Below are 22,724 nucleotides of genomic sequence, written 5' to 3'. Positions count from 1 at the left end.
GCGGCGAGGATGGCCGGTGGGTGCCCCGGCGGCGCCGGCGGCCGCGGCTCGCGTTCGCCCCGCGCGCGGCAGGCTCGGCGGGTCGGAGACAGCGAGCTCGAGCGAGGAGTTATCGCATGTCCGAAGGGACATGTCGATGTTCGTGGATTCGGAGGTTCGCTGGATACGAGGATGTCCTCCCGGACAGGTTCCTCGGATGCTGGGATGTCCTCGGGGCCAGGTGCATCTGTCCGCGAGGACATGCGCCGCTGCGGCGCGGGGTGCGAGGCTGACCTTCGGGACAGCCCGGTTCGGCAGTCTCTCGAGGATACGTCTCCAGTCGCGCGCGGCCTCCGGCCCGCGGGTGGGGGTTCAGGGCGACTCGTTGACAGGCCGCAGGGCCGCGGGAAACCATGTTCGCCATGGCGGCGAGACGGGCGCGGGCGAGGATGGCGTGGGTGTTCGGGCTGGCGGCGTGTGGCGGCGATCCGGCCGCGACGACCGACGGGACGACGAGCGAGGCGACGAGCAGCGACACTTCGACGATGACGGAGACGGGCGGCGAGCCGACCTCGACCGACTCGGCGCCGACCAGCGGGAGCTCGCCGGGAACCGGCAGCGAGACGGGCACGACGACGGCGGCGGAGACGACTCCGGACACCGGCGAGCCGACCACCGGGACGTCGACGACCGGCGATCCCGGCGTCGAGCTCGGGCCGCCGGTGCTGCGGATCAACGTCGGCGGCCCGGCCGTCGGCGAGTTCCTGGCCGACGACGGGCCCGAGTCGCCGTACCGCGCCAGCCCGGACACTCAGGTGTTCGCCGCCGACGCGGTGGTCGCCGGGCCGAGCGTGCCGGTCGATCTGCCGCTCGAGGTGCTGGCGACCGGGCGCGTCGAGCCGCCCGAGCTGGCCGGAGGGACAGGTCAGCTGCGCTACAGCGTGCCGGTCGAACCGGGCGCGTATCAGCTGCGGCTGCACTTCTCGGGGCCGTCGCAGGGGCCGGGCACGCGGCTGGCGCAGCTGTGGATCGACGGGGCGACGGTGGGCGAGCCGATCGACGTGTCGGCGCTGACCGCCGGCGACGCGAGCGGGTCGGTGACTGTCGAGATCACTGCCGACGCGTGGCTCGACGTCGAGCTGGTGCGCGTGCCGGGCAGCGAGATGCCGCTGCTGTCGGCGCTCGAGCTGTTCGGCGACGGGGGGCTGCGCGACGGGCCGGCGGGGGCGGTCCGGCACATCACGCCGGACGGCGGCGGCAGCGGCGACAGCGTCGACGACGCGGCCGGGCTCGGCCAGCTGGCGGCGCTGATCGCCGCGTCGGCGCCCGGCGACGAGGTGTGGATCCACGCCGGCGACTACGAGGCCGGGGGCGAAATTTTCATCTCCAGCGGCGGGACCGCGGAGGCGCCGATCGTGGTCCGCGGGGTCGGTACCGACTGGCACTCGCCGGGGCGGCCGCGCATCGTCGGCTCGCGCGCGAACCCGTGGACTGCCGAGGGGGCGATCGGCGGGACCGTGTTCCGCCTGACGGGCGGCGCCGACCACCTGCACTTCGTCAACCTCGGCTTCGCCGACCAGGGCAACGGCTGCTGGCGCGTGGCCCAGCCGATCGCGGGGCTGCGGCTCGACAACATCGTCGCCACCAACGTCCACCGCCTGCTCGAGAACTTCGTCGGCGGCAACGACACCGACGCGTCGATCACCGGCCTGGTGATGAAGGACGTGTCGGTCCGCGGCTACGCCCGCGCGGTGACGCGGCTGCAGTACGAGACGAACGAGGTGCTGCTCGAGGACGTGTTCGGCGACTCGGAGGCGCAGCCGTTCGAATCGTTCTCGACCGGGGTGACGCTGTACGAGACGGCCCACCACGTGACGCTGCGGCGGGCGGTGATGCTGAACCACCATCAAGTCGACGTCGAGGGCTACTGGAACGCCGACGGGTTCTCGACCGAGCGCGACAACCACGCGATCCGCTTCGAGGACACCTACGCGGCCGGCAACACCGACGGCGGCTACGACCTCAAGTCGAGCGACACGACGCTGCTGCGCGCGGTCGCGGTCGACAACAAGCGCAACTTCCGGCTGTGGGGCCAGATCGCCATGGAGCAGTGCGTCGGCCAGGGCCCGCACAAGCGCGGCGGCTCGGGCACGCAGGCGCAGGTCCACGGCAACCCGCAGGGGGTGTTCACGGTCACCGACTCGCGCTTCGTCGACGACGACCCTGTGACGATCGTGTTCGACCTCGACGACGACGCCGCCGGGACGGTGGTCGGCGGCTGCGTCGAGCACCACCCGGACGCGAGCTACCAGACGGTCGAGCCGGCCGCCAGCCTGTTGCTCACGGACGTGGCCGAGGGCTGCTGAGGCGCGGAGCGGCCTGAGCGTTTGGACATGTCCGCGAGGACATGCCCCTCCGGGCATCGACTCAGAGACATGTCCCGAGGGGCAGGCGCGTCAGACCTCGACGATGCGGCCCTGGACCGGGGCGAAGCAGCGCACCTTCAGGGCGTCGGCCTCGGCCCGCGGCTCGGAGGCCAGCGGGGCCTCGGAGATCAGCCAGACCTGGCCTTCGGGGAAGGCGGCGTCGGCGAGGCGCTTGCGGGCGTCGCCGGCGAGGGCGGCGAGCTGGTGGTCGTCGAGCTCGGCCCCGCGAGCGGCGCACAGGACGGCCAGCGCGGGGGCGGAGCGGTCGAGGCGGCGGCCGACGGCGAAGGAGGCGATGCTGAGGCCGCCGAGGGTGTAGCCGGCGATCGCCCGCACCGAGGCTGCCGGCGCAGGCTGACCCTCGGCCTTGGCCGGACGCGCGCCCGCCATCAGCGCCATGGCTGCGGCGAACAGGCCGACCATGCCGCCGAACTTGAGGCCGAGCGCGGCCTTGCGCGGGACCCGGGCGCGCACCTCGTCGACGGCCGGCGCGACGGACTTCGGTTCACCCTCGACTCGGACGCCCGCCTGCGAATAGAGCCACGGGACGCAACGATCGCCGGAGAAGGTCTTGGACATGACAACAGGTCTAGCAGGTGGGAGACGGCAGCTGACCTTTCTTGCGCGATAGCACGTCGCGGGGGCTGACTCGCAGTCGGCGAGCGCAGCGGCCGAGGCTGCTGTGCGGGCAGCGAGGTCCTCGCCGGCCGCCTCCCCGGCGCGAGGTCCCGCGCTTGCCGGCCTCAGCGGCCGGCGAGCGCGTGCTCGATGCTCTGATGACAGCGGACCTCGGACAGGTCGACGCCGGCGTCGACGATCGCGCGGGCCAGCGGCGGGCGCACGCCGCTGAGCGCGGCGGAGACGCCCTGGAGGCGCAGGACGCGGACGATCCGCAGCACCCCGGCGGCGACCTCGGCGTCGTCGACGGCGGCGCCGGTGAGGTCGAGGACGACCCGGTCGACGCGGTCGCGGCCGGTGTGATCGAGCAGGGCGGCGAGGGCGACGTCGGCGCGCTGGCGGTCGAGGGCGCCGATCAGCGGCAAGGCGAGGACGCGGGCGCCGACGCGGACGACGGGCGCGGCCAGGCGCAGCAGGGTGTCGGTCTGCGCGGCGATCTGCTGCCGGTTGCGCTCGAGCTCGGCGAGGTGGGCGCGGCGCTCGGTGATGTCGGTCTGGGTGACGAGCAGCGCGGGCGCGCCGGTGACCGGATCGAGGCTGCGGCGGAGCGCGGTGTCGTACCAGCGCGCGCCGGTGGTGGTGCGCACCGCGACGTCGAGGCGCACGGGCTCGGCCGCGAGGCGACGGCGCAGCTCGGGCGCCTGGGACGGATCGACGAAGCTGGCGGCGAAGGCGTCGCCGTGGCCGACGTCGCCGAGCGCCGCCACTGCCGCGGGGTTGCGCATGAGCACCTCGCCCGCGTCGCCGTAGAGCGAGACGAGCTCGCCGAGGTAGCGCAGCGCTTCGATGCCGCGGCGATCCTGCAGCTCGGCCTCGGCGTCGCCCAGCACGCGGGCCTCGACCAGCATGCCGAGCCGGACCGACTCACCGGGGCCGTCGGCGATCCGGATGGCCTGCTGGCGACACTCGGCGACGAACGGTTTGGCGTGATCGGGGTAGAGGGTCCAGCGATCGACGGCCCGCTCGCCGCGCTCCAAGCGGCGCTGGAGCTGCTCGAGGCGCAGCCGCGAGGTCGGCGACGGGCCCGGTCCTGCCGCGCTGGCGGCCAGCAGCTGCGCGCGGTCGACTGCGCCCCACATCGGCACGCAGGCGAGGTTGGCCCACCACTGGTGGCCGCGCTCGAGATCGACGATCCACACCGGCGTGCTCAGGACGTCGAACAGGGCCAGGTCGTCGAGGAGATAGACGGAGTCGGTGGCCATGCGGCGATGTGCGTGGAGGCTACCGCGTCTGCGACCTGTCGCCCGTCGTCTGCCGGAGCGTACCGGGGGGCTCCCCTGCGGACGCACCGGACAGGCGCGGAGACGATCGCGCGGGTTCCTGGATGCACGCAGGAAGGTCGGCGGACCTCGCATCAATTGCGCAGAGCGCCGCGCGACGTGCAGCGAACGGAGGTCGGGCGCCGGTCGCCGCGGCGATTGGCGTGATACCCTGCGCCGATGCGCTTCTCTTATCATTCGCTCGCAATCGTCTCAGTGCTCGCGGGGGCCGGCTGCGAGGGGCCCGGGGCGACGACTGGCCAGGCCAGCGAGACCGGGGCCGCGACGACGACGACGACCACGAGCGGGACCGGCGAGACGGACGAGACGGCGACGACTGGCGAGACCACGACGACGGGCGAGACCACGACGAGCGGCGAGTCGAGCGGCGAGGCGCCGACGACCACCGATACCTCGACCACGACCGGCGGCGAGCTCGACATCCTCGAGCAGCTGGCGGCGATCGACGGCATGTGGGTGGGCGAGCTGCCGACGCCGATCGCGGGCTATCGCCTGTTCACGATGCTCTACGAGCAGCCGGCCGACCACGACGCGGAGGGCGGGCCGATCTTCAATCAGCGGATGACGCTGCTGCACCGCGACGTCGACGCGCCGATGGTGATCGTGACCGCGGGCTACAATATCAACACCAAGTCGGCGGCCCTGGGCGAGCCGGCGACGATGGTCGCGGCCAATCAGCTGACGGTCGAGCACCGCTTCTTCGACAAGTCGCGGCCGAGCATGCCCGACTGGACCGACCTCGACATCCGCCAGGCCGCCACCGATCACCACCGGATCGCCGCGGCCCTGCAGCCGCTGTACGCGGGCCGCTGGCTGGCGACCGGCGCGAGCAAGGGTGGGCTGGCGGCGCTGTACTTCCGCCGGTTCTTCCCGGCCGACGTCGACGGCACGATCGCCTACGTCGCGCCCTACAGCCACGGGGAGTACGACGCGCGCTACGAGGAGTTCATCGCCACGCTGGGCGACGAGACCTGCCGGCAGGCGCTGCGCGACGTGCAGCGCGAGGTGCTGCTGCGCCGGCCGGCGATGCTGGACCGCATGGCGGGGCAGGCCGCGACGTACGAATTGTTCGGGGCCGACGAGGTGCTCGAGACGGCGGCCCTCGACCTGCCGTTCGCGTTTTGGCAGTACCAGACCGCGAGCCTGTGCGCGTCGGTGCCGACGCCCGTTGCCAGCGACGACGAGGTGTGGGCATTTTTAAAAAAGGTCAGCGAGCCCAACTCGGACGCCGACCTGCTGCGGGTCGAGCCGTACTACTGGCAGTCGGCGACGCAGCTCGGCGGGATCTTCGTCGACGAGGCGGCGGTGGCCGATCTGCTGCTGTTCCCGGGCTTCAACACCGCCCGCAGCTTCATCGTGCCGGGGCCGGGCAAGACCCCCGGGCCGCACGATCCGGCGCCGGCGCAGGACGTCGCCGACTGGCTGGCCACCGAGGGAGAGCGGCTGCTGCTGATCTACGGCGAGAACGATCCGTGGACGGCCGGGGCGTTCGAGCTCGGCGACGCGGCCGATTCGTACCTGTTCCATGCGCCGGGCGGCAACCACGGGGCGCTGATCGCCGACCTCGCCGACGCCGACCGCGAGCAGGCGGTCGCGGCAGTGGAGGCGTGGGCGGGCACGGGGGCGCGCAGCGACGGAATGTTGCGACCGGCGCCGATCCGCGAGACGCTGCGGCAATTCGGCTGGTGACGGGGAGGCGCGTGAGCGAGAGCTGCGAGCGGCCCGGCACTGGGTCATTCGTCGGGCTTACTCGTATGATTTTACCGCGGACGGGATTCGCCGGAGACCCTCGGTATTGTTGCGTGAGGGATACGCCGATTCCCAGAATTTCGTCGGGTGACGGATCCGCCCTCGCGCGAGGTCGTCGCGCGAGGGCAGTAGTCGCCGCGGACGGTCAGGCGCGGCGGCGACGGCGGGCCAGGGCGCCGAGGACCAGCAGGCCGAACGCCCACGGCTGCGGGGTGTCGGAGTCCGAGCGGCAGGCGCATCCGCCCGCGTCGTTCGCGTCATTGCCGGCGGTGCCGGTGGCGCTGCCGGCCGCTCCGCCGCTGCTGCTGCTGTCGGACGAGCCGCCGCTGCTGGGATCGGATTCGGCGCCGCCCGTCGAATCACCGGTGGTGCCGCCGGTGGTCGGGGCCTCGCCGGTCGGGTCTTCGCCGGTGGTGGCGTCGACCTGGCATTCGGGCGAGAGGCTGTCGGGCGGGCACTGCAGATCGTCGAGCTGATAGACCTCGGGCCCGGGGCCCTTGACGAGCACCGGCTTGTCTCGCACCGGCGTGCCGAGCGGGATTGCATAGACCTCGGCGGCCGGGACGGTGACGACTGCGCCGAGGTCGAAGTCCCAGTTGTCGGCGACCTCGGGGCTCGGGACGTGGCGCCGCACGCCGCCGTCCTTGAGGTATACCTCGGGCGTGCCGTCGTCGGCGCGGATCAGCTGCGGCACGGGCTCGATGTCGATCCATTCGGGCAGCGCCAGCAGGGTCGGCTCGTCGACTGTGACGAGGTCCCAGAACACGTCGAACTTCCACGTGGCCAGGACGTCGGGGTGGGGGATGTGACGGCGGTACCCGGTCAAGGGCGGCGGGGCGCAGGTGAACGACAGCGGGCTCTGGCTCAGCTGCGGGTTCTTTTGGCCCTCGATGTCGATGCCGTAGACGTGGACCGGGCGGGTGGTGTTGTCGCGCAGGCTGAGCGGCACGCCGAGCTTGTAGCCGTGCGCGCACGAGCCGAGGGCCATGCACAGGTCTTCGCGGTGCAGGTTGGCGGTGGTCGGCACGCCGATGCCGTTGGGATCGCCGGCCGGTGCGTTGAAGTAGACGTGGACGTCGATCGAGGCGTCGGGCGCGTCGGGGTCCTGGGCCCAGCCGTACACGTTGTCGCAATCGACGGTGTCGAGGTAGCCCGTGGGCGCCAGGCTGATGTCACAGACGCCGCCGCCCGGACCGCCGCCCCACCACTCCCAGTGCCACGGTTCGCCCGGGACGGTCTCGGTGAACCCGTAGTTGCCGCCGTTGGCGTTCAGCCAGTTGTAGACGCCGGGCGTGGCGGTGTTGATGTCGAGCGCGTGACCGCTCTGGTGATTGGAGTAGCCGGGCTTGGCCGCCAGGTTGCAGCTGTTGCAGTTGCAATTGATGTAGCAGCCGTAGAGGTACTCCTGCTCCGACATGGTGCGGAAGCCGCTGTTGATGTGCATGTCGACGCCGGCCGCGGCCGCGGCCTCGCGCATGACCCAGTAGGCGTTGGCGGTGCTCTTCTCGACCGGGCGCCCGTCGATGTGGACGACGGTGATCTCGAACGGGTTGCCGCTGGTGTAGCCGGTGTCCTTGCTCTCGGCGCAGTCGATCGGGGCTGGGTGCTCGCCGATGTCGGGCGGGGCGGTCAATTCACAGACGTCCTGGTATTCGTGCGGCCCGTCAGCCCGGGCGGCGGAATACGGCGCCATCCAAAGCGCGGCGAGAACAGCATGTCGGAGCGAGATCGCGGTGGGCATGGACGCCCACGCTATCACGGGCACGCGGGGACGGGCAGGGCACACGACGGCCTCGCAAGTCCTGCGTCTGTCGCGGGGGCGAAGCTCGGAGGGGTGGGGTCCGCCGGCCACCGACTGGACGGGCCGGCAATCACGCGAACGGGAGTTCATCGATGGCTCCGCGCGTCGTGGCCAGGCGCGAGACTGTGGGGAGGCAGTCGGCGCTCGCAGAGGCCGCGGGGCGCGCATGGCCTGTCTCTTCGACCATGTCGGTGAGAGCGGTGGCGCGACCAGGCCTCGATGCGTCAGGGGGCGCGGGGCCGTGCCGACCGCCGGCGTGTCGCTGCGGGCCGCGCGTCCACGGCCGGGTGAAGCTCATCCGTGCGGCGCTCCGCGAGCGCGGCGATATGGGTTCACTCGTCCGACCGGTCTCGCTCCTTGGTATCGAGCTCCTCGATCGTCTCGGCGACCTCCTCGGAGATCGGAATGAGGCCAGGCGGGCATTCATGGTCCGCGAGCAGCGGCCGCAGCCACGGGATGAGCGAGGCATCGCCGAGCTGGCCGAGCGCGAACACGGCCCAGTAGCGGACCTCGGCGGAGGGATCGTCGAGCACCAGGAGGAGCTCGTCGATGCCCCTCGGGTCGAAGATGCAGGCGAGCGATTCAGCCGCCATGCCGCGGACGTGCGGCGCTTCGCCCGGGCGGTGCAGGGCCGCGCGCAGCGCTTCGAAGGCGCGCTTGTCGGCGATCACGCCGAGAGCGTGCGCCGCGTACATGCGGACGTAGGAATCGGGGTCGCTCTCGAGGCACTGGACGAGCCGCGCGATCGCGTCGTCACCGCCCAGGATGCCGAGCCAGCGCGCGGCCCCGCCGCGAAGTTCGACCGATTCGGCCGCGAGACAGCGGGCGAGCGTCGGGAACGCGCGCTGGTTTCCCAGCCGCGCCAGGTACCAGCACGCGGTCTCTCGCAGGTCCGCCTCATGCTCGCTGCCGGCGAACGCGAGCAGGTCGTCGTACGTCTTGACGCCGGCTTGCCACAGACGATCGAGGTCCTGCTGCGCGCTGGCCCGGCTCTCGGCCAATAACTGCCGGACGATCGCCTCCATCTTCTTGCGGAACTTCGACATGACGTCACGTTCGCCGAGTTCGTATCACAAAAGTCGATGCAGATTCACGCGTCGGGCAGGTCCCGCTCCTTGGTGGAGTGCTCGAGTATGTGGATCGTGTCGGCCACCTCCTGGGAGATCGGAATGAGGCCGGGCGGGCATTCATGGTCCGCGAGCAGCGGCCGCAGCCACGGGATGAGCGAGGCATCGCCGAGCTGACCGAGGGCGAACACGGCCCAGTAACGGACCTCGGCGGAGGGATCGTCGAGCACCAGGAGGAGCTCGTCGATGGCTCTGCGGTCGAAGAGACAGGCGAGCGATTCCGCCGCCATGCCGCGGACGTGCGGGGCTTCGTCCGAGCGGTGCAGGGCGGCGCGCAGGGCTTCGAACGCGCGCTCGTCGGCGAGCACGCCGAGAGCGTGCGCGGCGTACATGCGGACGTAGGAATCGGGGTCGCTCTCGAGGCACTGGACGAGCGGCGCGATCGCGTCGGCGTCGCCCAGGTTGCCGAGGCAGCGCGCAGCCTCGCAGCGAAGTTGGTCTGATTCAGCCACGAGACAGCGGGCGAGCGTCGGGAGCGCGCGTCGGTCTCCCAGTGAAGCCAGGTAGGCGCACGCGATCTCTCGCAGAGTCACCTCATGCTCGCCTTCGGCGACCGCGAGCAGGTCGTCGTACGTCTCGACGCCGGCTTGCCATAGACGCTCGAGGTCCTGCTGCGCGCTGGCCCGAGTCTCGGGCGGAAACTGCCCGACCATCGCCTCCATCTTTTTGCGGAACTTCGCCATGCGTCACTCTCGCGAGCATTTCGTATCGCAGTTGCAGTGACGCTCGAGCATGAGGGCTGCCGTCAGGGCTGGGCCAGGAGCTGCTCGAGGGCGTCCCACATGGCGGCGAAGCGGTCGCTGTAGAGCGCGGCGCGGAAGTCGGGCTGCTCCTGGCGATAGACCGCGAGCATCCTCGACTTGGTGGCGGCGGAGTGGCCGGCGTTGGCGAGGCGGTCGCAGATCTTCACGAAGGTGGCGACGTCGCTGGCGCGGATGCCCTCGTAGTAGCGCGCGTTGGCTCGCTCTTTACGGGTGCGGCCCTTCTCGTTGGTCAGGGCGAAGGCGACCTCGGCCACGGCCTCGTTCGTGGCCTTCTTGACGTCGTTGTAGGTCTGCCGGGCGTCCTCGATGGCGTCGTGGACCCAGGCGCCGGCGAGGGCGATCGGTCGCTGGTCCTCGTCGAGCAAGTGGAGGAACTCGACCGCGCGTTCTACGACCATGCTCAGGTGGCTGGCATACGGCCGGCCGTCGTACAGATGATGGGTGTCCGCGTGGGCGCGAGTGGCGTAGCTCTGGGCCGCCTGCACCAGGGGGTGGACGAGGAGCTGAGTCATGCTCTCCATACGCCCCAACGGTCCACCGATTCAAAGTTCGATGAACGGCCGCGCGCGCGCCAAGAGCCGTGAGGGACCCCTCGCGCTGCTCGTCCGATACGCGGGTTCCGGCGGTTGCTTTCGCGGCGAAAACCGAGGCGCGGCGAGCGGGCGAGGACCGCCATGTCGACGGGGACCGGCAGCGACGGGTGATGAGCGCGGCGCAGGACGCATCGCGGGAGCGCCGAGATGTCAGATGTCTTTTGAGACATGCTGGACGGCGAAGCTCGAATCCAGTCGGACAAAGATGTCTTTTGAGACAGGCTGGGATAGAACTTGGATCGCGCAGGGGACGGCTCGCGGAGCGGCGGATTCGGATGTCTTTTGAGACAGGCTGCGACACGACCCTCCATCGCGTCGCGGCTCGCCGAGTGCCGCGAACAATGCTGTCTTTCGAGACAGGATGAGACGCGGCGCGCCTGCGGACGTGCAGCGGGTGGAGCGCACGGAGGTGCGGACGCTCGACCGGCGGCGAAGAGACCGGCCGGTGAGGCCCGGGCCGCTCCCTCGCGCGCGCCAACGAGCGGGCGCTCCGTGTCATACTGCCGGCCATGATGCGCGGGATCGGCACGCTCTCTCTCGTCACTCTCGTCGCGGTGGGGGCCTGTGCCGGCGGAGAAGGCTCCGACAGCCGCGGCGGCAGTGCCACCGAGACGACGGTCGGGGCGGTGACGGCCACCGACGCGACCGGGACGGCCACCGACGCGTCGACCGGCACCGAGTCAGCCAGTGGCACGACGACCGAGGGGGGCGGGACCGACTCGGCGACGATGGGGACGACTGCGGTGGTGCCGACGACGACCGAGGCGGTCACGACCGAGACACCGACCGGGACCACGAGCTCGACGACCGGCGAGCCGTGCGAGCCGGTGCAGTGCTCCGCCGACTTGAAGGGGCTGGAGTGCGAGGGGCAGCTGGTGTCGCTGTGCGAGGAGGACTCGTACTGCATCGAGGGCGCGTGCACGCCGCTGGAGCCGTGCGAGGCCGCGGCGCTGCTGCAGGGCAGCGAGGGCTGCGAATTCTGGGCGGTGAAGACGCAGACGACCAAGACCGGCGGCTGCTTCGCGGCGTTCGTGGCCAACACCTGGGACGAGCCGGTCCACATCGAGGTCGAGTACGACGGGCAGAGCCTCGACGTCGCCGGCTTCACGCGGATCCCCGAGGGCCAGGGCGAGAACATCGACTACGCGCCCTACGACCCGGTGGCCGGGCTGCCGGTCGGGCAGGTGGCGCTGGTGTTCCTGTCCCGAGGGCCAGGTGACAACCCGGACTGCCCGGCGCCCGCGGGCGTGGCGACGGAGACCGAGGTCGCGGGGACGGGGCGCGGCAAGGGGTTCCGGATCTCGACCGACCGGCCGGTCGCCGCCTACCAGATGCTGCCGTACGGCGGCGGCTCGGTGGCGATCACGTCGGCGACGCTGATGCTGCCGACGAGCGTGTGGGACACCAATTACGTGGTCGTCAACGCTTATGCGCAGAGCGTCGCGGTGCCGGCGGCGCGGCCGCTGTGGGCCGTCGTCGCTGGCGAGGACGGCACCGAGGTGACGATCGATCCGAAGGTAGCGATCGTCGGCGGTCCGGGCGTCACCGCCGGCGCGGCCGGGGTGCCGATCAAGTACAACCTCGCGCGCGGCGAGACGATCCAGTTCGCGCAGTCGGCCGAGCTGACGGGCTCGCCGCTGGTCGCCAACAAGCCGGTCGGGGTGTTCGGCGGGGCGAGCTGCTTCAACGTGCCGGTGGACGCCTCGTACTGCGACGGGGCGCACCAGCAGATCCCGCCGATCAAGGCGCTGGGCAGCGCGTACGTGGCGGTCCGCTACAAGAACCGGCTGGCGATGGGACAGGAGGAGACGCCGCCGTGGCGGCTGGTCGGCACGGTCGACGGGACCACGCTGTCGTGGCAGCCGGCCAAGCCGGCGGGCGCGCCCGACACCTTGTCTTTCGGACAGGTCGTCGAATTCGCGGCGGCGGGGCCGTTCACGGTGCGCAGCCAGGACAGCGAGCACCCGTTCTACCTGGCGGGTTACATGACGGGCGGGCAGCTGCACGACAACCGCGGCGACCCCGAGTGGGTCAACGTGATCCCCTCGGAGCAGTACCTCGACCGCTACGTGTTCTTCACCGACCCGACGTATTCGGAGACCAGCCTGGTGGTGGTGCGGCGCAAGCAGGACGGCGCCTACGCCGACGTGACGCTCGGCTGCGCCGGCGTGCTGGACGGCTGGGCCGCGGTCGACGACGAGCACGAGTACACCCGCGTCGACCTCGTGACCGGCAACTTCGAAGACGTCGGCCAGTGCTCGAACGGCCGCCACGAGATCACGAGCGCCAACCCGATCGGCGTGACGGTGTGGGGCTGGGGCTCGCCGGAGTCGGTCGACTTCTACACGCTGAACGTGTCGTACGCGTACCCGGCGGGGGCGGCGATCCGGCCGATCAACGACGTGATGATCATGCCGCAGTGACCGCGCCGCTCAGTTGAGCAGGCGACCCGGCGGCGGCGGCGGGCCGGGCTCGCCGCGCTTGCGGGCGAACAGGCCGCGGTTGTACAGGGCCATGCGGTAGAGGTGGCCGCGCTCGCAATAGAAGGTGATCGTGCAATAGCCGTCGCCGTGGAGCGAGGCCGGCAGATCGATCCACGACACGTGTATCGGCAGGGCGTCGAGCTCGTCGAGGCGCTCGCGCACGAGCGGGAGGCCCTCGGCCAGCGCGTCGAGGTCGTGCCACACGCCGGGCTCGGCGGCGAACAGGCGGGCCAGCAGCGGCTCGTGGCGCCGTTCGCCGACCAGGTCGGCGGCGAGGTCCTCGAGCAGCAGCTCGGCGTCGGTGGGTTCGTCGGGGTCGTGGTCCGTCAATGGCTCTGCAGGTTGGCCCCCGCGAGGCCGGTCGCGCCTTCGGGGGCCGGGTTGTTGTCCGGATTGCTGTCAGTCGCCCCGCCGAAGCCGGCGGTGCAGCGGTCGATGGTATGGACGAACACGACGCGAGCGGCACGCGCGAGGCGGGCCCGAGGGCTCGCCGCCGGTGCTGTCGGTGCCATCATTCCCGCCGACACCGCCGGTGCTCGAATCGTCGTTGGCCGGGCCGCGGTCGCCGCCGTTGCCATCATTGCCGCGGTTGCCGGTGGTCATCTCGTTGCCCGTGACGGGTGGATGATGCCAGCGTCCTCGCCTGTTTTGACACAGGAGTAATTGCATCTGCATTCGCCGGTGAGGGGCGTCAACGCCGTCGAAGAGGCCGTCGGGCAGCCGAGATCGCGCACCCCGGGGCGGGCGGTCGGGGCGGTCTGGGCATCGGTGGTCGAGGTCGTCGCGTCCGTGGTGGCGGTGCCGGTGGTGGTGGCAGGGCCCGAGGTTGTCGTGGTCGTCAGGTCGGGACCGATGGTGGTGGTCGTCGTCGCGGCCGGGACGGCGGTGGTGATGGTCGTCGTCGTGCCGGTGTCGGTCGACGTCGCGGTCGCCGAAGCTGCGGTCGACAGGCTGGCGGCCAAACGGCGTGCTCCGAGCATTGCGCGGGGAATCTTCGGCAGGAGCGGTGCCTGCTTTCAAGGCATCCGGGCTGCGCCTCGACCCTGTCGCTGGCGTAAGCCGAGATCGGGGGGTCTCGGGTGCGCAGCGGCTCGCACACCGCCTGCCGGATGGCCGCCTTTCGGGTCGTGTGCCGTAATTGGGGGACGTTTTTGTCCGCGGATGTCCCTGGTTGACGAGGCGAACTCGAGGTTATGGTCCGCGCATGCGAGTAAGCAATTGTACGAAGCGGCAGATCCTTGGTTATTTCCTGAGCGCGGCCCCCGTGGTGCTCTTGAGCGCGTGTCCGAGCGGCTCGGTCACGACCACCGACTCGGGGACGGAGACGGACACCGACACGTCCTCAGGGACGGATACGACCGGCTCGATGACGAGCATGCCGGATCCGACCGAGACCGTGCCGACGACCGGCACCACGACCGGCACGACGACCGAGACCACGACCGAGCCGAGCACCGACACCGACACCGACACTGACACCGACACCGGGCCGGCGCCCGTGTGCGGCGACAGCAACATCGACGCGGGTGAGGAGTGCGACAACGGGGCCAACAACGGCGACAGCGCTGCCTGCACCTCGGAGTGCAAGGAGAACGTGTGCGGCGACGGCAAGGTCGGACCAGGCGAGGGCTGTGACGAGGGTCCGGACAATGGCGGCGAGAACTGCAAGGACGACTGCAGCGTGCCGAGCTGCGGCGACGGCGCTGTCGACCTGAACGAGGAGTGCGACGACGCCAACACGGAGGACACCGACGAGTGCACGAACGCGTGCACCAACGCCGCCTGCGGCGACGGCTTCTCGCAGGCGGTCAACATGGAGGAGTGCGACGACGGGGCCGCCAACGGCGCCAACGCGACGTGCACCCCCGAGTGCAAGGCCAACGTCTGCGGCGACGGGTTCGCGTGGACCGACGGCGGCGAGGAGTGCGACTCGGGCAAGGACAACGGCCCGGGCACGAGCTGCCTCGAGAACTGCGTGCTCAACGTCTGCGGCGACGGCGACAAGGGCCCGGGCGAGACCTGCGACGACGGCAACACGATGGCGGACGACGGCTGCAGCGCGACCTGCACGCTCGAGGGCTGCGGCGACGGGGAACCCGACGACGGGGAGGAGTGCGACGACGGCCTCAACGGCGATCAGGACGACGGCTGCACCGATCTGTGCCAGGCGCCGAAGTGCGGCGACGGGTTCGAGCAGTCCAGCCTCACGGAGCAGTGCGACCTCGGGGCCGCGAACAGCAACACCGGCGACTGCACGCTCGAGTGCAAGGACGCCAAGTGCGGCGACGGCTTCATCCAAGAGAACGTCGAGCAGTGCGACGACGGGGCCGGCAACGGCGACGACAAGGCGTGCCTGTCGCTCTGCGTGACCGCCGTGTGCGGCGACGCCAAGGTGCTCGCCGGCGTCGAGCAGTGCGACGACGGCAACGTGAACAACCAGGACGGCTGCACCAACGTGTGCAAGCTGGCCTCCTGCGGCGACGGCTTCATGCAGGGCGGCGAGCAGTGCGACGACGGCAACATGGAGTCGACCGACGCCTGCACCAACGCCTGCAAGACCGCGACCTGCGGCGACGGCTTCACCCAGCAGGGCGTCGAGGAGTGCGACGACGGCAACGCCAACCCGAACGACGGCTGCACCCCCATGTGCAAGGCCAACAAGTGCGGTGACGGCATCCTCAACGTCGGCGTCGAGCAGTGCGAGGACGGCAACGCCGTCAACGGCGACGGTTGCAGCGCGACCTGTCAGTTCGAGCAGCCCAACGAGAAGGTGACCAAGAACGCCCTCGGCCTGGCGATCCCGGACAACACCTACAACGGCACCGTCGCCTCGATGGCGTGCACCACCCTGGTCGTCAACGGCGGCGGCAACGGCACGGTCAAGGACGCGACGCTGCGGATCGGCATCAACCACACCTTCGTCGGCGACCTGGGGATCAAGGTCGTCAACCCGGCCAACCAGGTGGTGACGTTGATGCTCAGCCCGGGCACCGTCGAGACCAACGACGACGGCGGCAACTACATCGGCGACTCGGCGAACCTCGACGCCGCGTTCCCGCTGTTCTTCCGCGACGCCGGGGTCACCGACGCCGAGACGATGGGCGACACCTCCACCAACACCGACCTGGTCATCTGCAAGGACGACTTCCGCTGCGACTACAAGCCGAATCCGGGCAAGGGCCCCGGCCCGAACCTCGCCGCGTTCGCCGGCAGCATGGGCGCGGGCAACTGGCAGGTCTGCGTGGGCGACAACTACGTCGGCGACACCGGCACGCTGCAGAGCGCCGAGCTCACGGTCGTTTTCAACCCGTGATTCGCACGCCGGGGCGGTGACGGCTGACCTCGGCGAAACACGTTCCATGCGATCGGCCGATCGCACGTGAGAGTCGGCCCCACAGAGCGGCGCTCGGGACCCAGGTCCCGGCGCCGCTCTCGTATTCGGGCGAGGAAAGCCGTTCCTGCGGCCGCGCCGTCCCGTCGTCGCGCCGCCGACGGCGCTCGCCCGGCCGGCCCTGCGCCCTCCTCGCCGCTCGCCCGATCGTCGGCTTCGGCTGTGCGCGCCGCGAGAAAGCGCTATGAATTGTCCCGTGACCCGAGCTTGCGTAGCGAGCCTCGCCCTCGTCGGTCTGCTCGGACAGACCGGCTGTTGGATGTCGGTGCCGGTGCTGGAAGCCTCGGCCAGCCCGGGCATGGTGCCCGCAGTGATCGCGCCGGAGTCCGACGCGGCGGTGGCCGCGGCCGACCTCGACGAGGAGATCGACGATGTCGACGGCGGCGACCCGTCGGCGCTGCCGGAGCCGTCGCGCCAGCTCGAGGTCGAGGCAGAGCTGGTCGAGGCCCGCAGCGCCGCGCACTGCGGCAAGAACAAGTTCGTGGTGGTGATGCGCTACGCGGTGAAGCGGGTGCTGTCCGGCAGCTACGACGAGCGCGACCTGTTCGTCGCTCACCAGTGCCCGGAGATGGGCCTGCCGACGTGCCGCGACGGCAAGGGCGCACGTGTCCGCGCGTTCCGGGCCGGCGAGGTGCATCGGCTGCAGCTGGTCCAGGGGACAGGCAGCGGCAAGGTCGTCGACAAGTTCAACACCGGCGCGAGCGCCGAGCTGCCGCGCTACCATTCCCGCTGCGGCGCGGCCGGGACCTGAGGGCGCTCTGCGCCTGGCAGAGGCGGCGGAGCAGGCGCGAGCGCAACGCATGTGGCGGATCGAGCATGCTCGATCGGGCATGTTCCACCGGGCATGGCGCAAGAGACATGCGCCGAAGGACAGGCGTCACGGGACGTGGCCGTGGGCCATCGGCTGGGTGGCGGCGACGCCCCAGCCGTTGCGGTCGACGGCGATGAGGCCGACGTCCCAGCGCGGATCGAACGCGCCGGCGGCCCGGGCCACGGCCTCGCGCGCGGGGGTGCCGGCGGCCAGCGCCTGGTAGACGGTGCGGGCCAGCGCCTGGCGGATGATCTCCTCGCCGTGGCCGGTGCAGGCGACCGCGCCCGCGGGGCCGGCGAACAGGCCGGCGCCGTAGATCGGCACGTCGCCGACGCGGCCGTAGAGGGTGACCGAGGTGCCGCCGGTCGAGAGGGTGGCGGCGAAGCGATGATCGGCGGTGCGGGCGACCGCGCCGACAGTGTCGCCGCCGTAACGCCAGGCGACCATGTCGGGCGGCATCTCGCCGGGGTAGTTCCAGTAGATCCGCCAGTCCGGCTCCTGCGTGCCGGGCGTCTCGATGACCTCGCGCAGGCGCTTCATGCGGGCCGCGTACTTGGCCTCGGCCTGAGGCGAGCGCGGGACCTCGTCGGGCAGGCCGAGCTTGTGGGCGAAGCGGGTCGCGCCCTCGCCGACCAGCAGCACGTGCGGCGAGTCGAGCACCAGGCGGGCGGCGCGGATCGGGTTCTTGACCCGCTCGATCGCCGCGACCGCGGCGAAGCGGCCGTCGTCGGTCATGAGCGAGGCGTCGAGCTGGATCGTCCGGCCGTCGAGGCGGATGTTGGCGCCGGTGCCGGCGTTGTAGCGCGGGTCGTCCTCGAGCACGACCGCGGCGGCGATCGCCGCGTCGAGGGCGCTGCCGCCGGAGGCCAGGACGTCGCCGCCGGCCGCGGCCGCGCGCTCGGCCCCGTCGGCGTCGCTCAGCGGCGAGCCGACGCCGGCGTGGGTGACCACCAGCGGGCCGCTCGGGACTTCGGCGCCGGTGCGGATCGGCAGCTCGCGGGCGGGGCTGTCCGGAGGGGCAATGTCCGGAGGGACAGGTGAGGTGTCCTTCGGGGCATGTGGGCGGCGGCTGTCCGAAGGAACAGGCAAGCTGTCCTTCGGGGCAGGCGGCGGGCCGCAGGCGAGCGCGGCGACGAGGACGACGAGCGGGCGGAGCTGCACGCGCACAGCATGCCGCAGGCGGCCGTCATTTGCCGCGGGGGCAGGCGCCGACGCAGCGGCGGGCGGCCGGATCGCAGGTGCCGAGGAAGCACGGGCCGGCGTCGCCGGGGCCGCCGCCGGGGCCGGGCCGGCAGGGCTCGCCGTAGCCGAGGTCGGGCTGACAGGTGTGCGCGGCGGGGTCGCAATGGTGATAGGGGCCGCAGTCGTTGCGCTCGCTGCAGGCCGCGCCGGTGTCGCCGCGCGGAAGGCAGCGGCCGTCGTCGGCACAGCGCATGCCGAGCGGGCAGCGGGTCTCGGCGGCGGCTGGATCGCAGGTCGCTCCGGCGTCGGCGACGGGTCGGCACGTGCCGGGCGCGGCGAGGGTTGGCTCGCCCGCGCTGCTCGATGGGGCGGCCAGGCGCAGGCCGTCGCAGCGCAGGCCGTCGGCGCAGGCGTCCTGCCAGCTGCAGGCGGCCCCGGCCGGCAAGCGGGCGCGACAGCTCGGCGCGGCGGCGCTGAAGTCACAGAAGTGCTCGGGGGCGCAGTCGTGGCCGAGCGAGACGCGGCGACACGCTCGACCCTCGCCGCGCCGCGCCGCGCACACGCCGAGCTGCTCGCGGCGGTAGGCGTGCGGCTCGCGGCTGGGCGCGACGTAACCCTGGCACACGAGGCCCGGTCGACACGCCTGCCAGTGGTTGTTGCACGCGGCCCCGGGGCCATTGCGCGGGCGGCAGACGTCGCGGTCGCAGTAGAGGTCGGCGCCGCACAGCGTGCGGTCGTCGCAGGGCCCGCCCGCCGCGAGCGTGTGAGCGCGGCACTCCCCGGGGCAGCCGAGCTGACCGCTGCAGTAGCCGTCGATGCACTCCTCCCAGCGCTCGCACTTGCCGCCTGACGGCACGGTGGGCAAGAGGCCGGCCGGGACGGCGCCGGCGAGGCAGCCGTCGGGCATGACGTCGTGATCGACTGCGCAGGCGGCCTCGGCGAGGAGGTGCAGGCAGGCGGCGGCGAGGGCCGGATCGAAGCGATAGCGGCGGGCCTGCAGGCCGCGCTCGACGCCGAGGAGGACGCGGGTGCGCGGCTGCTCGCGCAGGCATCGCTCGCGCTCGGAGGCGCCGATCTCACCGCAGCGGACGGCGCGATCGCAGCGCAGCGGCGCGGCGAGGGCGAAGTACTCGGCCGGGTCGCGCGGGGGCGCTGCGGCCGTGGATTCGCGTGAGGGCGTCGCGGCGGGGTCGGAGGGCGGTGCCGACAATGACGGGTCGGCGGACGCGGGGGGCGATGGTGACGAAGTTGCGGACGCCGCGGGCGAGTCGGGGGGTGATGACAATGGGGCGGCCGGGTCGCTCGCGCTTGCGAGAGAAGAGGGCGCCGGAGCGGACGAGGAACCGGCCGAGCGAGCGGGGGTCGCCGCGCGCTCGTCGGCGTTTCCCGCGGTGCAGGCGATCACGCAGGCCAGCGCGAGCAGGGCCGCACGCATGGGTCCACAATACCACGGCCGTGGGCTGATTGAGATGGTTCTTCGGACATGTCCACAGGGACACGGACGGGCTGGCGCCCGTCTTGCGGCTCGCCCGATCCGAACGGCCTTGACGCTGGCGCGCGGTGGGCGATAGCGTGCCGCATGCGATCTACCTCGCCCGTGTGGCTCGTCGCGCTCGTGCTGGCCTGCAACGACGAGTCCGGCGCGGAAGCGACCGGCGCGGCGGGGACGTATCCGACGACGCTGCCCAACCTGACGCTGTCCGGCGCCCCGGGCGAGACGACCACCGAGGTGGGCAGCGAGTCGCAGGGGTCGACGACGGGCGCGGAGGCGACGTCGGAGGGGGCGGTGACGACGGGCGGCGGGGGCCCGAAGTTCGACCTCGGCGATGACACCGGGCCGAGCACGACGACCGGGCCCGACGACGTGCTGTGCCCGTGCGCGCCCAAGCTCGACCTCATCTACGTGCTGTCCGACGACCGCGAGCTGTGGACCTACGATCCGCTCGGCAACAGCTTCGAGCTGGTCGGTCCGCTCGGCTGTCCGACCACCGACGGCACGTTCTCGATGGGCGTCGGCCGCGACGGCTTCGCGTGGATCCAGACGACCCTCCCGCAGGGTCCCAGCAATTACGTCGGCGACCTGTTCCGCCTCGACGTGACCAATCCGCAGAATTGCGTCGACCCGAACTACGTACCCGGCGCCAACGGGTGGGTCCACTTCGGCATGGCGTTCGTGTCGGCGAGCGCCGACGACCCGTGCGACGCGCTGTACGGCCAGCACTGGAACGGCCAGGCGGGGCTGTGGTCGGAGGGGCCCGGGGCCGGCAAGCTCGGGGTGTTCGACCCGGTGGTGATGCAGATGACCACGATCGGCCCGACCAATTACAACGGCGCCGAATTGACGGGGACCGGCGACGGCCGGCTCTACGCGTTCGGCGGGGTGCCGAACGCCAAGCTGATCCAGTTCGACAAGCAGACGGCGCAGGCGATCGAGACGCTGCCGTTCAACAACCTGCCGCTGACGAACGCGTTCGCGTTCGCGTTCTGGGGCGGCGACTTCTACTTCTTCACCCTCGGCGACCCGAACGGTCAGGCCGACTACAGCAAGGTGACGAAGCTCGACTACGACGACAGCGACAACAGCGGCAAGGCGCTGACGACGGTCCACGCGAACGCGCCGATCCGCGTCGTCGGGGCCGGGGTATCGACCTGCGCGCCGCTCGAGCCGCCGGGTTGAGGCGGGTCGGCGGCATTGCAGCGACATGTCCGCGAGGGCATGTCCTGCGAGACAGGTCGCGGCGCGGAGCTACGCCGCGCCGGCGTCGGGCGGCGTCGATGCGGCGGCGGCCGCGGCGGTGCGGTCGTGGTAGGCCAGCGAGTGGGCGGCCATCTCGGCCATGCGCAGGGCCATGATGCGCTCGGCCATCACGGCGCCGTCGGCTCCGTGGCGCAGGAGGTGCTCGACCTCGCCCTCGGAGTGGCCGCGGGCGATGATGGTCATGTCGGGCTTGGCCTCGCGCAGGCGCGCCACGATCTCGCCGGCCTCGAGGGCCTGCGGGATGGCGAGCAGGGCCAGGCGGGCCTGGGCGAACCCGGTCTCGGCGAGGACGCGGGGGTTGGCCGCGTTGCCGCAGATCGCCGGGATCCCGCGCGCCTGGGCGCGGTCGACGAGATCGGGGTCGGTGTCGACGACCAGCAGCGGCGTGCCCCGTTCGCGCAAGATCTGGGCGATCGAGCTGCCGACCCGGCCGAAGCCGATCAGCAGCACGAACGGGCCCTCGGGGGCCGGCGGGCCGGACGCGATCACGGCCTTCTTCTCGGCCTCGGCCAGGTCGCGGCGGCGCTGCCAGCGGTCGAGGGCGGCGAACAGCAGCGGGTTGCAGAGGATCGAGAGGATAGCGCCGGCGAGGATCAGGTCGCGCGCCCCGGTCGGCATGAGGTCGAGCTCGACGCCGAGGCTGGCGAGGATGAACGAGAACTCGCCGATCTGCGCCAGGCTGACGGAGATGGTCAGGGCGGTGGCGAAGGGGTGACGAAACGCGAGCACCAGCGCCAGGGCGGCGATCGACTTGCCGATGATGATGATCGCGCAGGTGGCGAGCACGAGCAGCGGCTGCTCGATGAGGATCCGCGGGTCGAACAGCATGCCGACGGACACGAAGAACAGCACCGCGAAGGCGTCGCGCAGCGGCAGCGAGTCGCTCGCGGCCTTGTGGCTGAACTCGGACTCGGTCAGCAGCATGCCGGCGAAGAAGGCGCCGAGGGCCAGAGAGACGTTGAACAGGATCGCCGCGCCGAGAGCGACGCCGAGGGCGATCGCCAGCACGCACAGGGTGAACAGCTCGCGCGAGCCGGTGCCGGCGATCTGCTCGAGCATCCACGGGATCGCCCGCCGGCCGACGACGAGCATGAGGGCGAGGAAGCCGGCGACCTTGACCAGGGTGAGGCCCAGCGAGAGCCACAGCTCGCTTCCGTCGCCGCCGGCGGCGATCGCGGGCACGAGCACGAGCGCCAGCACCATCGCCAGGTCCTCGACGATGAGCCAGCCGATGGCGATCTTGCCGCGCGGGCTGTCGAGCAGGCGCCGCTCCTCGAGCGCGCGCAGCAGCACGACGGTGCTGGCGACCGACAGCGCCAGGCCGAACATCAGGCCGGCGCTGGCCGGCCAGTCGAGCACCCACCCCATGCCCGCGCCGAGGCCGGTGGCGAGCGCGATCTGGGCGACCGCGCCGGGGATCGCGATCGACTTGACGTCGAGCAGGTCGCGCAACGAAAAGTGCAGGCCGACGCCGAACATCAGCAGGATCACGCCGATCTCCGACAGCTCGTTGGCCAGCGCCGCGTCGGCGACGAACCCCGGCGTGTGCGGGCCGACGACGACGCCCGCCGCGAGGTAGCCGACGAGCGGCGACATCCGGGCGCGCGTCGCCAATGCGCCGAGCGCGAACGCGAAGACCAGGCCGGCGGCGATCGTGTCGAGCAGGGGGGTGTGATGGAGCATCGCTATGTGCATGCTAACC

18 protein-coding genes are annotated in these 22,724 nt (G+C 71.7%); 6 read left to right on the top strand and 12 right to left on the bottom strand.

The genetic code is table 11. The features are described from left to right. The first annotated feature begins 401 nt into the window (after positions 1-401). Positions 402-2,345: a hypothetical protein gene (locus OV090_RS04365; RefSeq protein ID WP_267702199.1), complete on the top strand. Its 1,944-nt coding sequence runs from the start codon at positions 402-404 to the stop codon at positions 2,343-2,345. A 90-nt stretch (positions 2,346-2,435) separates the two neighbouring features. On the opposite strand, the gene OV090_RS04360 is transcribed toward OV090_RS04365, so the two are convergent. Beyond that, positions 2,436-2,984, bottom strand: a complete 549-nt coding sequence (locus tag OV090_RS04360; RefSeq protein ID WP_267702198.1) for a hypothetical protein — start codon at positions 2,982-2,984, stop codon at positions 2,436-2,438. Between the two features lie 164 nt (positions 2,985-3,148). After that, positions 3,149-4,285: an STAS domain-containing protein gene (locus OV090_RS04355; RefSeq protein ID WP_267702197.1), complete on the bottom strand. Its 1,137-nt coding sequence runs from the start codon at positions 4,283-4,285 to the stop codon at positions 3,149-3,151. 237 nt (positions 4,286-4,522) lie between these two features. On the opposite strand from OV090_RS04355, the gene OV090_RS04350 reads away from it, so the two are divergent. Beyond that, the gene (locus OV090_RS04350) at positions 4,523-6,052 is read left to right on the top strand and encodes a S28 family serine protease (protein WP_267702196.1); all 1,530 of its coding nucleotides are present in this window, start codon (positions 4,523-4,525) and stop codon (positions 6,050-6,052) included. A 205-nt stretch (positions 6,053-6,257) separates the two neighbouring features. Here the strand turns inward: OV090_RS04350 and OV090_RS04345 are convergent, their stop codons facing one another. The 4 genes from OV090_RS04345 to OV090_RS04330 all read right to left on the bottom strand — a co-directional run bounded on the left by OV090_RS04345 (position 6,258) and on the right by OV090_RS04330 (position 10,316). Next, positions 6,258-7,853, bottom strand: coding sequence for a D-alanyl-D-alanine carboxypeptidase family protein (locus tag OV090_RS04345; protein ID WP_267702195.1), 1,596 nt, complete (start codon positions 7,851-7,853; stop codon positions 6,258-6,260). A gap of 392 nt (positions 7,854-8,245) precedes the next feature. Continuing rightward, positions 8,246-8,959, bottom strand: coding sequence for a HEAT repeat domain-containing protein (locus OV090_RS04340; RefSeq protein ID WP_267702194.1), 714 nt, complete (start codon positions 8,957-8,959; stop codon positions 8,246-8,248). Between the two features lie 44 nt (positions 8,960-9,003). Next, positions 9,004-9,723: a HEAT repeat domain-containing protein gene (locus OV090_RS04335; protein WP_267702193.1), complete on the bottom strand. Its 720-nt coding sequence runs from the start codon at positions 9,721-9,723 to the stop codon at positions 9,004-9,006. Positions 9,724-9,785: 62 nt separating this feature from the next. Next, positions 9,786-10,316: a hypothetical protein gene (locus OV090_RS04330; protein ID WP_267702192.1), complete on the bottom strand. Its 531-nt coding sequence runs from the start codon at positions 10,314-10,316 to the stop codon at positions 9,786-9,788. 590 nt (positions 10,317-10,906) lie between these two features. Here OV090_RS04330 and OV090_RS04325 point away from each other — a divergent pair. After that, complete coding sequence (locus OV090_RS04325; RefSeq protein WP_267702191.1) at positions 10,907-12,820, top strand: IgGFc-binding protein; 1,914 nt, start codon at positions 10,907-10,909, stop codon at positions 12,818-12,820. A gap of 9 nt (positions 12,821-12,829) precedes the next feature. On the opposite strand, the gene OV090_RS04320 is transcribed toward OV090_RS04325, so the two are convergent. From OV090_RS04320 to OV090_RS04310, 3 genes are all read right to left on the bottom strand, one after another. Beyond that, positions 12,830-13,210: a hypothetical protein gene (locus OV090_RS04320; RefSeq protein WP_267702190.1), complete on the bottom strand. Its 381-nt coding sequence runs from the start codon at positions 13,208-13,210 to the stop codon at positions 12,830-12,832. Further along, positions 13,207-13,332, bottom strand: coding sequence for a hypothetical protein (locus tag OV090_RS04315; RefSeq protein ID WP_267702189.1), 126 nt, complete (start codon positions 13,330-13,332; stop codon positions 13,207-13,209). The genes OV090_RS04320 and OV090_RS04315 overlap by 4 nt, the downstream gene beginning before the upstream one ends. Before the next feature lie 147 nt (positions 13,333-13,479). Beyond that, positions 13,480-13,860 carry a hypothetical protein gene (locus tag OV090_RS04310; protein ID WP_267702188.1) on the bottom strand — a complete coding sequence of 127 codons (381 nt, stop codon included), beginning with the start codon at positions 13,858-13,860 and terminating at the stop codon, positions 13,480-13,482. 224 nt (positions 13,861-14,084) lie between these two features. On the opposite strand from OV090_RS04310, the gene OV090_RS04305 reads away from it, so the two are divergent. Both OV090_RS04305 and OV090_RS04300 read left to right on the top strand, forming a co-directional pair. Next, the gene (locus tag OV090_RS04305) at positions 14,085-16,193 is read left to right on the top strand and encodes a DUF4215 domain-containing protein (RefSeq protein WP_267702187.1); all 2,109 of its coding nucleotides are present in this window, start codon (positions 14,085-14,087) and stop codon (positions 16,191-16,193) included. 274 nt (positions 16,194-16,467) lie between these two features. Continuing rightward, entirely contained in the window at positions 16,468-17,022 is a 555-nt protein-coding gene (locus OV090_RS04300; protein ID WP_267702186.1) for a hypothetical protein, read from the top strand. Between the two features lie 126 nt (positions 17,023-17,148). On the opposite strand, the gene OV090_RS04295 is transcribed toward OV090_RS04300, so the two are convergent. Together OV090_RS04295 and OV090_RS04290 are read right to left on the bottom strand one after the other, a co-directional pair. After that, positions 17,149-18,243, bottom strand: coding sequence for an isoaspartyl peptidase/L-asparaginase (locus OV090_RS04295; RefSeq protein ID WP_267702185.1), 1,095 nt, complete (start codon positions 18,241-18,243; stop codon positions 17,149-17,151). Positions 18,244-18,268: 25 nt separating this feature from the next. Continuing rightward, positions 18,269-19,474, bottom strand: a complete 1,206-nt coding sequence (locus tag OV090_RS04290) for a hypothetical protein (protein ID WP_267702184.1) — start codon at positions 19,472-19,474, stop codon at positions 18,269-18,271. 369 nt (positions 19,475-19,843) lie between these two features. Between OV090_RS04290 and OV090_RS04285 the strand changes: the two genes are divergently transcribed. Then, positions 19,844-20,941, top strand: a complete 1,098-nt coding sequence (locus OV090_RS04285; protein ID WP_267702183.1) for a hypothetical protein — start codon at positions 19,844-19,846, stop codon at positions 20,939-20,941. A gap of 69 nt (positions 20,942-21,010) precedes the next feature. Here the strand turns inward: OV090_RS04285 and ybaL are convergent, their stop codons facing one another. Continuing rightward, entirely contained in the window at positions 21,011-22,705 is a 1,695-nt protein-coding gene (gene ybaL / locus OV090_RS04280) for a YbaL family putative K(+) efflux transporter (protein ID WP_267702182.1), read from the bottom strand. Between the last annotated feature and the right edge of the window lie 19 nt (positions 22,706-22,724).

This window comes from Nannocystis sp. RBIL2, assembly GCF_026626745.1.
Classification (GTDB): domain Bacteria; phylum Myxococcota_A; class Polyangia; order Nannocystales; family Nannocystaceae; genus Nannocystis.
Note: the sequence above shows the minus strand (reverse complement) of the source record. Positions and strands in the feature narration are given on the sequence as shown.